The following is an 8,716-nucleotide window of genomic DNA, read 5'->3' on the forward strand; positions in this document are numbered from 1 at the left end:
TGCGAATCTCGATGCGAATACAGAGCAAGAGCGGGAGGACGATGAAGGTGCTCGACCCACGCCGATTCGGATTGGTGTGTGCTGCCGCGGCGGTCGTCGCCGGGCTCACGGTCGCCGGATGCGCGGAAACGTTGGAGGGAACCGCCACTCCGAACGCCGCGGAACTCTCCTCCTACAAGACCGAAGCAGCCGCATCCTCCGCGGCGGCGACCTCGTCGCGGCGGGCGGCAGCGCAGGCCCAGGCCGTCAGCGAGAACTGCGCGCAGTTCCCGACCACATCCGGCCTCGGGGTGAAGGCGTACAACGACTTCGTCGACGCGCACGACTCCAATGCGCCAGACTACGCCGCCAAACGCGATGCCGCCTCCACGACGCTGGAGGACGCCGCGACGAAGGTCGAGGCCGGAGTGACGGCCGCGGCGGGCGCGTTGCCCGATGATCTTGCCGCGAAATTCTCCGAGTACGTCACAGCGGCCAGGGCGCTCGCCGCCGAAACCCGTCGAATGACCTATACGGCGCAGGTAGGGCCCCTGAACGACGCCAGCAAACGCGTCAACGACGCCAGGAACGCGGTCCGGGAAACGTGCCCGAAACGCTGAAATTTCGTACCGGTCGCGCGACATTCGGAGGGTATTTCGTCCGATCAGCTTGCGCTCGGGCCGATAACCATGTTCGCTTGCAACTACCTACTGTCGGGAGTTGAGGAGGACACCACCGTGGTCGCCGCGGCGGACGCGCAGAACTACGCTCAGAAGCTTGGCATTACACACGGCATGGTTGTCCAGGAACTGGGCTGGGACGAGGACACTGACGACGACCTGCGGGCCGATGTCGAAGACGCCAGTGGCGGTGAAATGGTGGACGAGGACTCCGATGAAGTCGTCGACGCCGTACTGCTCTGGTGGCGAGAGGGAGACGGCGATCTGGCCGACGAGCTGATGGAAGTCATCAGCCCGCTGGCGGACGACGGATTCATCTGGGTTCTCACCCCCAAGACCGGTCAGCCTGGCCATGTCGATCCGAGCGAGATCGCCGAAGCCGCGCCCACGGCGGGCCTGACGCAGACTTCTGCGATCAGCCTCGGCGCTTGGGCCGGAAGCCGATTGGTACAACCCAAGGCTCCTTCGAAGCAACGCTGACCCTTTCGCTATGGTTTCCGCCGGGTGGCGCATCACCACCCGGTGGAGACCCGACACGATGGAGGATTCGCGTATGCCGCTCGAAGTTGGCACTGTCGCGCCGGATTTCACGCTCAAGGATCAGAACAACCAGGAAGTCTCACTGTCGGACTTCCGGGGCAAGAAGAACGTGCTCATCGTCTTCTACCCGCTCGCCTTCACCGGCATCTGCCAGGGGGAACTCTGCAAGGTGCGAGACGAGCTGCCCAAATTCCAGAACGACGACGCGGAAATCCTCGCGATCTCCGTCGGCCCGCCGCCCACCCACAAGATCTGGGCCGCCGAACAGGGCTACACCTTCCCCCTGCTGTCCGATTTCTGGCCGCACGGCGCCATCGCCCAGGCCTACGGCGTCTTCAACGAGAAAACCGGCTTCCCCAACCGCGGCACCTTCGTCGTGGACAAGGACGGCACGGTCCGTTTCGCGGAGATGAACGGTCCCGGAGAGGCCCGTGACCAGGCGGCTTGGGAGAAAGCGCTCGCCGCGCTAGATTCATAAGCCGCACCGTCGGTAGCACCGACGGAGTGCGGGCGTATAGCTCAGCGGTAGAGCACTGGTTTTACACACCAGCGGTCGGGGGTTCGATCCCCTCTGCGCCCACCGAGAACATGCGGGTAGACGGCAAGTCTTGCCCCCGGCGATCGCCCCACACCTCCTTCTATGGGGCAAACGTGGGGCCACATGTCACCTGTCATTCGGCCTTCGTGCTCGACCACTGTTGATCGTGGCAGGGTTGGGGACTCTTCGACGGATCCGAGTCAGTGATCGACCGACCCGTGGACGAAGACCTCCACCTCGGCCGTCGCGGCGAGTGCGATGAACCGCTCCAGTTCGCCTTCGGGCAGGAAACCCAGCACCAGTCCGTCCTCGCCACAGAAGACGCCTATCAACGCGGTGCCGATCGCGCGGCAGTGATCGCCCAGCGACCGGAGGTAGGTCTGGAGATCTGTCGCGGTATTCCCGGCGTCCTCGATACCACCGTCGTGCCACTTCCGGATCAACTCTTCCGGGCAGGCGGGCAGCAGCGTCAGGTAGCCACGAATCGCTTCGGGATCGGCGAGCACGGGATGGAAGTGGGCGAAACCACCGGCGACGCCGTCGAGCAGAGCCTCGATCAGCGCGTCCTCGGGATCGAACGCCGACCACGACGCGTTCTCGAGGACGCACTCCAATCTGCCACGGGCCTTCTCGACATCGGGCGCCAGGAGTTCGACCAGGTCGATGAGCGCCGCCCGTTGCGCCGCGCCGATGTGCCCGGTCCGGAACCTCTCGGCGGGCCCGGGAAGGAAGTCGACGACCACGACATATTCTCGCGAGTAGCTGTCGAGGTCGTCCACCAGCCAGCTTTCCTCGGGCCGGATTCGGTGAAACCTGAACGTGCCGTTGGTTTCGCCGGTCGAGATAATGCATCGCAGCGGAATCGGCGCGCTCAGTTCACCGGCCAGTCGCCCGACCTCCCGAGCCAGTGCGACTCCTTGTCGGAGCAGAGTTCGCTGTGCGTCGACACCGATGATCGGCCCATCGGGATACGCACGCTCTACGGGTACGAAATCTTCGAGGTGGAGCTTGGTTTCGAAGCATTCCCACCCGGTGAGATCGAACTGTCTCCCGGGTGCGTCGTCGGCGTACGCGGGGACCGGCGCCCAGCACACCACCTCGCCACGGCATGCGATTCCACCGTCGACCCAGGTGGTCCGCAAGCCGGATACCAATTCCTCGTCCGGATCGAGACCACCGAAGCCGTTCCGCAGACCGAGCAATCTCGCCGCTCGGTCGTTCATCGTCACCGTGAGCACGACCAAAGCTATCGCTCCTACCGACGCGTGGTCGTGCGCATTTGCTTCTCGACATCCGTCACGCACAGCCCTCGGTGCCGCGAGACCCGAGTGGGTTTCGACGTGCACGAGTCCGTGTGGTCGCGCGACACACCCTCTCCAGATCCCTGACGCGATGCGGCGGACGACGCGGTTCCCGTGCACCCACCTTCGGCCGCGGAAACACCGCCCGGCGGGATTCGGATGGGCAGCCCAGCTCACAGATCGGCGATCCTGACGACGCGGTGCGTGTCCACACTCCACCGCGGAATCACCTACGGTCAGGGACGCGGTCATCGACAACCTGGCTCGCAGGTTCACGACGCGGACGAGGCCGTGCAGTTCACATTCGGCCGCGAATCACCGACCCACAGATTCCGACCATCGACAGCTCCACTCGCAGGCTCGTGATTTGGACGAGGCTGTGCATGTTCATATTCCGCCTCGAAATCACGGCCCTCGAGAACTCGGATCATCGACACCCTGGCTCGCAGTTCACGACGCGGACGATGTGGTGCGCGTTCACATCCGCCGTGAATCACCGGCCCTCAGCATTCGGATCATCGACGGCCCCGCTCACCGATTCGTGGTCCTGACGACGCTCGGGCCAGACGAGGGTGGCCACGAGCACCACCGACGGCACGCTGATCGCCGTGACGAACCCCGCTGTCACCCAGCCGCTCACCTCTCCCCCACTCCGTCGGCCCGTGAGCACGGCCCGTCCTCGAGACCTACGGCGACCGGTGACGAGACGACGGCCGTCGCCCGGTATGCGGCATACACGAATCGCATGACCCTCCTGACCCTCGGTGACCGAATTCGGCGATAGATCAGAGTTGGACGCGACTACCGCACAATCGGTTCCATCCGATCCGAGCGACCTGTTGTCCGTCGCCGTGATTGCGGCGTATCCACCGCGACATGCACGGCACGTCCACCGCCACGTACTGTGCACGTCCACCGCGACGTGCACACAGCATGTCCACCGCGACATGCACGGCACGTCCACCGCGACGTGCGCGAAAGGTCCACCGCGACGTGCGCGACAGGTCCACCGCGACCCGTGCGACAGGTCCACCGCGACCCGTGCGACAGGTCCACCGCGCCCCGTGCTACAGGTCCACCGCGACCCGTGCGACAGGTCCACCGCGACATGCGCAACGTATCCACCGCGACATGCGCGGGAATCGGATCGAGGACCCCTGAGACATATGGTGTGCTCCGGAATCGTGGCGAGCGCCCCGTGTTCCAAAGGATGTGGGTTCAGGGCCCAGCCCGACCGATGTACCGCGCTCGGCGGCGGCACATCGGTCGGGCTGGGGGCGAGGATAGGCGGCGACAGAACGTCGTGGCCGATAACCTCGGTCATATCGGGCCGCGGGCCGGGGGCGGTCATGAAGGCGCAACCGGCCATCGATCGCGACGAAATGGTCGGAAACGCGACGCGATGGCGGTCGCGGACCGCGAGGATCTACGCGGTGTAGGTATCGAGTCCTGCGGCGGACCCGCCGAGCAACTCGGTGAGTCGCGGCAGCAGGTCACCGAAGGCATCGATCCCGCCGACAGACGAGCGGACCGGGCCTACACGATTCGGTCCGAGGGCGATGATTCCGCCGAACTCGATTCGACGCCGATACCGTCCAGAAGCAGATCCATCACGCGCGCGATCGCCGCGGTGGGTTCTTCGTCGGGCCGGGTGTAGATCTGCACCGTCATCAGGCGGGCGACATCGCCGGCGTCGACATCGGGACGTAGCGTCCCCTCGGCGTGGGCCCGCGTGACCAGATCGGTGATCGCGGCGACAACGGTTTCGCGCACCTCGGTCAGATGCGCATCACCGCGAATCCTGTTGTGCAACACCGGTTCCACCGACGAGGCGAACGCCCCGACCCCGGTCCTGGCGCATTCGTGCAGAAACCTTCGCAGAGCCGACCAGGCGTCGCGCTCCTCGCGGGCCGCCGTCGTGACACCCTCCGCCAGACCTGTCAGGTAGGCGTGCGAGGCGGCGGAGATCAGCGCTTCACGGTCGGGGAAACGCCGGTACAGCGTGCCGACGCCGACGCGGGCGTGATCGGCGACCTCCTTCATGGACACGTCTATTCCCTTGTCCCGGAACAGGATCAAGGCCGACGCGACGATCTGGTCGCGGTTGCTGCGGGCATCGGCGCGCAGGCCATCGGCCGCCATCACTACCTCCTCGGGCACATATGGACGAAATTCTTCCGCTTATGCTACCTTCGCCGTAACGGACGAAAATCGTCCGGTTATCGGAGGTAGGCAAATGGGCAAGAAAGTGTTGATCTCCGGCGCCGGGGTCGCCGGGGCCACGGCGGCGTACTGGTTGGCCAGGGCGGGATGCGAGGTGACGGTCGTCGAGCGGGCCTCGGGCGTGCGGAGCAGCGGCAGCCCGGTCGATGTCAAAGGTCCCGCGGTCGACGTGGTGGAGAAGATGGGCGTCATGGCGCGGCTTCGCGAGGTCGACTCACCGACGGATCGGATGACGTTCGTCGACGCGAACGGACGGCGGCTCGCGGGCATCCCACTGCGGGCTTTCGCGGGTGCGGCCGGGACGAGGGAGGTCGAGGTGGCGCGGGCCGACCTCGCGGCGATCCTGGTCGACGCGGGACGCGACACCGTCGAATACCGCTGGGGTGACACGATTACCGACCTCGTCCACGACGACGCGGGCGTCGACGTCACCTTCGCCGCCGCGCCACGGTCGCGGTTCGACGCGGTGATCGGCGCCGACGGCCTGCATTCGACGGTCCGTCACCTGACCTTCGGACCGGAGGGGTCGTTCATCCGGCATACCGGAATGTATGTGGCGACCATGCCGATCGATGAGCCGACGGGTGACGATACCGAGGTGCTGATCTACAACACGCCCGGTCGGGCGGTGGCCGTGCACCCGAACCGGGGACACGCGATCGCCGCGTTCATATTCCGGCGGGCCGAGGTTCCCGGGTACGACTACCGCGACCTCGATCAGCACAAAAGGGTGCTGGCGGAAGCCTTCCCCGACACGGGATGGCTACTGCCGAATCTGCTCGACCGACTGCGCCACACCGACGACCTCTACTTCGACTCCATCAGCCGGATGCGACTGCCGCGCTGGTCCGAAGGACGGGTCGGACTCGTCGGGGACGCGGCGGCGGCGGTGTCGCTGTTCGGCGACGGCAGCACCCTCGCCATCGCGGGCGGGTACCGGCTCGCGGAGGAATTGAGTGGCTCACCGTCACAGGTCGCCGCCGCGCTGCGCCGGTACGAGACACGGCACCGGCCGTTGGTGCGATCCAAACAGCAGGCGTTCCGCGTTGCCCGCGCCCTGCTGCTTCCCGCGACCAGGCCGGGGATCGCGTTGCGCAACGCCGTCGCGCGCGTCACCCCCGTACTCGCCGGACTCACCAGCGAAGGCGGCCGCCGGGCTCGCGGTTCGGCGGCGGGCACCGGTCGTGCGGCGGACCGGATGGGCTGAACGCGGTCGCGCCGCCTGAGCGTCCGGCCGCTCGGCGACGGACGACACGCACTGATCTTTCGCCGACAGCTCGAACACCGGGTTCATCGCCGCACGCGTACTCGCCGCCGACCACGAGGCGACGGCGCCTCCTCACAGGCCGAGGTTGACCCGCTCGACACACCCCGACTCATCCCTGTGTCACTCCGAATTGGGGGTGCAGGCGACATAGCCGATGGACGCGGGCAGCGGAATCGGCCCCGGCACCCCGAGCGCGTTGGACAGTCTCAGCGCGTTGGCGGTGGCTTCCGCCCGATTCGCCCCCTCCGCCCACTGATAGTCGACTCCGCGAGTCGCGGCGTCCACGCACGCGTTGGCCCAGGTGACCAGATCGCAGACCGCTTCCCTGTTCCCGGTGGCCGAACCGCACCTGGCCGAGGCAGCCGCCCTCGCCGCTTCGCGGGTATCGGCCCACGATCCGTAGAAATGTGTCACACCATAGGGATTCGCGGCCTTCTCGACGGTGATGGCCCCGAATTGATCTCCCGAGGCATGCGCCGCTCCGGCGCCGATCGCGGCGATGGCGAGCAGGGTGATGAAGAGACTTCGAACGAGATACTTCACGGTCACTCCTCGAATTGTTCTCCGATAGGCGAGATCTCACCGATTCCATTCGGGTGTGCGCCGTCGAGCTCGACAACGGAAGGCACTTCCGGTCGGCGACGAACACGGACGATGCGTCAGGCCACGGCAGACGGATCGAGATTCCACGGCAGTACCGCGGAATGAATATTTCGCACGCGCGAATCCCCCTTCTACCGGATATCCGACCTCGGCAGGCCGCTACTCCGTACTCCCCGGCAGGGAACGTATCCGAGCGAGAAGGCATTGTCAAAGGAACATCAGCGCTCGATCCGGTGTGGGATCTCGTAACCGATTGCACCGCAATCACTTCGGTCGACGTCATGACAGGTGTCGACGAAAACCGGGCGTCGCTGTCGGAGACCGGGTGTAGCTTGTCGAATGTGCCTCTGAGAGCGATGATCTTCGACTTCGACGGCCTCGTCCTGGATACCGAGACGCCCGAGTTCACGGCGTGGCAGGAGGTGTACGCGGCGCACGGTGCGACGCTGGAACAGCACATCTGGGCCCAGGTGATCGGCACGACGGAGTCGAGCTGGGATCCGTGGCTGCACCTGGAGGGCCTGATCGGCTACCCGGTGGACCGGAAAACCCTGCGGGCCGGTCGACAGGCCCGTCATCACGCGTTGATCGCCGCCGAAGTGTCGCGCCCCGGTGTCGAGTCCTGGCTCGACGAGGCTCGTGACCTCGGCCTGACGATCGGGCTCGCGTCGAGTTCCAGTCGCGGGTGGGTCACCACGCACCTGGACCGACTGGGACTCCTCGACCGTTTCGCGGTGATCGCCACCGGCGACCGAGTTCGGCACACCAAACCCGATCCGGCCGTCTATCTGCTCGCCCTGGCCGAATTGGGTGTGGATGCCGCCGAGGCCATCGCGGTAGAGGATTCGGCGAACGGTATCGCGGCGGCGAAGGCGGCGGGACTCGTCTGTGTCGCCATCCCGAATCCGATGACCGCCGGTCTCGATCTGTCGCGGGCCGATCTGGTACTGGATTCGCTCGCGGATATGACGATCCGAGAGGTCGCGCGCCGCACGGCATCGGATACGTGAGTCGGAGCGCGACGCACGGGATGTCCGGTCAACGGTAGACTTTTCGTTTCACCTCGATCCCGGCCTTGTCGTAGGTGACCCATTCGCCGGACTTCTTTCCGCGCTCGAAAAATCCGTCGTCCAAACGATTTCCGGTGTCGTGCCACCGTTGCCAACGACCGTGCTGCAAACCGTCGACGAATACGCCCTGCTGTAGCAGCCCACCGGATTCGCGATGCCAGATCCACTCGCCGTCGAGTTGCCCGGAGTCATATGAGCCACGCGCTTTCACGGACCCGTTCTTGAAATAGAACGTCCACGGCCCGTGCCGTTCCCCGTCGAGGTATTCACCGACGCCCGACACCGTGCCGTCCTTGAAGTACTCCTCCGCCATCCGACCAGCGTACGAGGGTGCGGGGGTGGGACCGATCTCGACACATCCCGTGCCGGATGGTCGCGACCCGCGGCGCGGATCACGACCGTCCTGGTTCGTCGGGAACGCTAGGGCGTGTTTTGAAAGTGGTGAGGTGATGGTGCCGGGCTGTCGGGCGGGGTGTTGAAAGATGTTGTGCGGGTGTGCGTGTCAGTGACCTGAA

The 8,716-nt window shown here is 65.8% G+C and carries 10 protein-coding genes and 1 tRNA gene; 6 read left to right on the forward strand and 5 right to left on the reverse strand.

Annotation, left to right across the window (positions count from 1 at the left end):
• Nucleotides 1–41: 41 nt before the first annotated feature.
• From DAT37_RS20345 to DAT37_RS20360, 4 genes are all read left to right on the forward strand, one after another.
• The gene (locus DAT37_RS20345) at nt 42–599 is read left to right on the forward strand and encodes a hypothetical protein (RefSeq protein WP_109526380.1); all 558 of its coding nucleotides are present in this window, start codon (nt 42–44) and stop codon (nt 597–599) included.
• Nucleotides 600–716: 117 nt separating this feature from the next.
• The gene (locus DAT37_RS20350) at nt 717–1,139 is read left to right on the forward strand and encodes a DUF3052 domain-containing protein (RefSeq protein WP_109526416.1); all 423 of its coding nucleotides are present in this window, start codon (nt 717–719) and stop codon (nt 1,137–1,139) included.
• A 73-nt stretch (nt 1,140–1,212) separates the two neighbouring features.
• A complete protein-coding gene (locus tag DAT37_RS20355) occupies nt 1,213–1,677 on the forward strand; it encodes a peroxiredoxin (protein WP_109526417.1) in 465 nt (154 codons plus the stop codon).
• A 30-nt stretch (nt 1,678–1,707) separates the two neighbouring features.
• Nucleotides 1,708–1,779: transfer RNA gene (locus DAT37_RS20360), tRNA-Val, on the forward strand.
• A gap of 158 nt (nt 1,780–1,937) precedes the next feature.
• On the opposite strand, the gene DAT37_RS20365 is transcribed toward DAT37_RS20360, so the two are convergent.
• The 3 genes from DAT37_RS20365 to DAT37_RS20370 form a co-directional block, all read right to left on the reverse strand.
• Nucleotides 1,938–2,975: a DUF6630 family protein gene (locus DAT37_RS20365; protein ID WP_456320122.1), complete on the reverse strand. Its 1,038-nt coding sequence runs from the start codon at nt 2,973–2,975 to the stop codon at nt 1,938–1,940.
• A 556-nt stretch (nt 2,976–3,531) separates the two neighbouring features.
• Nucleotides 3,532–3,666 carry a hypothetical protein gene (locus DAT37_RS46080; RefSeq protein WP_269814791.1) on the reverse strand — a complete coding sequence of 45 codons (135 nt, stop codon included), beginning with the start codon at nt 3,664–3,666 and terminating at the stop codon, nt 3,532–3,534.
• A gap of 908 nt (nt 3,667–4,574) precedes the next feature.
• Complete coding sequence (locus DAT37_RS20370; RefSeq protein ID WP_109526382.1) at nt 4,575–5,180, reverse strand: TetR/AcrR family transcriptional regulator; 606 nt, start codon at nt 5,178–5,180, stop codon at nt 4,575–4,577.
• Nucleotides 5,181–5,274: 94 nt separating this feature from the next.
• On the opposite strand from DAT37_RS20370, the gene DAT37_RS20375 reads away from it, so the two are divergent.
• Nucleotides 5,275–6,468 (forward strand): FAD-dependent oxidoreductase, encoded by a 1,194-nt coding sequence (locus DAT37_RS20375; protein WP_109526383.1) that lies wholly within the window; start codon nt 5,275–5,277, stop codon nt 6,466–6,468.
• Between the two features lie 180 nt (nt 6,469–6,648).
• Here the strand turns inward: DAT37_RS20375 and DAT37_RS20380 are convergent, their stop codons facing one another.
• Nucleotides 6,649–7,071, reverse strand: a complete 423-nt coding sequence (locus tag DAT37_RS20380; RefSeq protein ID WP_157978567.1) for a DUF4189 domain-containing protein — start codon at nt 7,069–7,071, stop codon at nt 6,649–6,651.
• Nucleotides 7,072–7,472: 401 nt separating this feature from the next.
• Between DAT37_RS20380 and DAT37_RS20385 the strand changes: the two genes are divergently transcribed.
• Nucleotides 7,473–8,141, forward strand: coding sequence for an HAD family hydrolase (locus DAT37_RS20385; RefSeq protein WP_198654366.1), 669 nt, complete (start codon nt 7,473–7,475; stop codon nt 8,139–8,141).
• 28 nt (nt 8,142–8,169) lie between these two features.
• On the opposite strand, the gene DAT37_RS20390 is transcribed toward DAT37_RS20385, so the two are convergent.
• The gene (locus tag DAT37_RS20390) at nt 8,170–8,514 is read right to left on the reverse strand and encodes a toxin-antitoxin system YwqK family antitoxin (RefSeq protein WP_109526385.1); all 345 of its coding nucleotides are present in this window, start codon (nt 8,512–8,514) and stop codon (nt 8,170–8,172) included.
• Nucleotides 8,515–8,716: the final 202 nt, after the last annotated feature.

Source organism: Nocardia aurea (genome assembly GCF_003123685.1).
Lineage (GTDB): Bacteria > Actinomycetota > Actinomycetes > Mycobacteriales > Mycobacteriaceae > Nocardia > Nocardia aurea.

What these genes read in the sequence shown, in the direction of transcription:
- DAT37_RS20370 (WP_109526382.1), bottom strand. Translation starts at nt 5,180, where the DNA reads ATGGCGGCCGATGGCCTGCGCGCCGATGCCCGCAGCAACCGCGACCAG.
- DAT37_RS20390 (WP_109526385.1), bottom strand. Translation starts at nt 8,514, where the DNA reads ATGGCGGAGGAGTACTTCAAGGACGGCACGGTGTCGGGCGTCGGTGAA.
- DAT37_RS20355 (WP_109526417.1), top strand. Translation starts at nt 1,213, where the DNA reads ATGCCGCTCGAAGTTGGCACTGTCGCGCCGGATTTCACGCTCAAGGAT.
- DAT37_RS20375 (WP_109526383.1), top strand. Translation starts at nt 5,275, where the DNA reads ATGGGCAAGAAAGTGTTGATCTCCGGCGCCGGGGTCGCCGGGGCCACG.
- DAT37_RS20345 (WP_109526380.1), top strand. Translation starts at nt 42, where the DNA reads ATGAAGGTGCTCGACCCACGCCGATTCGGATTGGTGTGTGCTGCCGCG.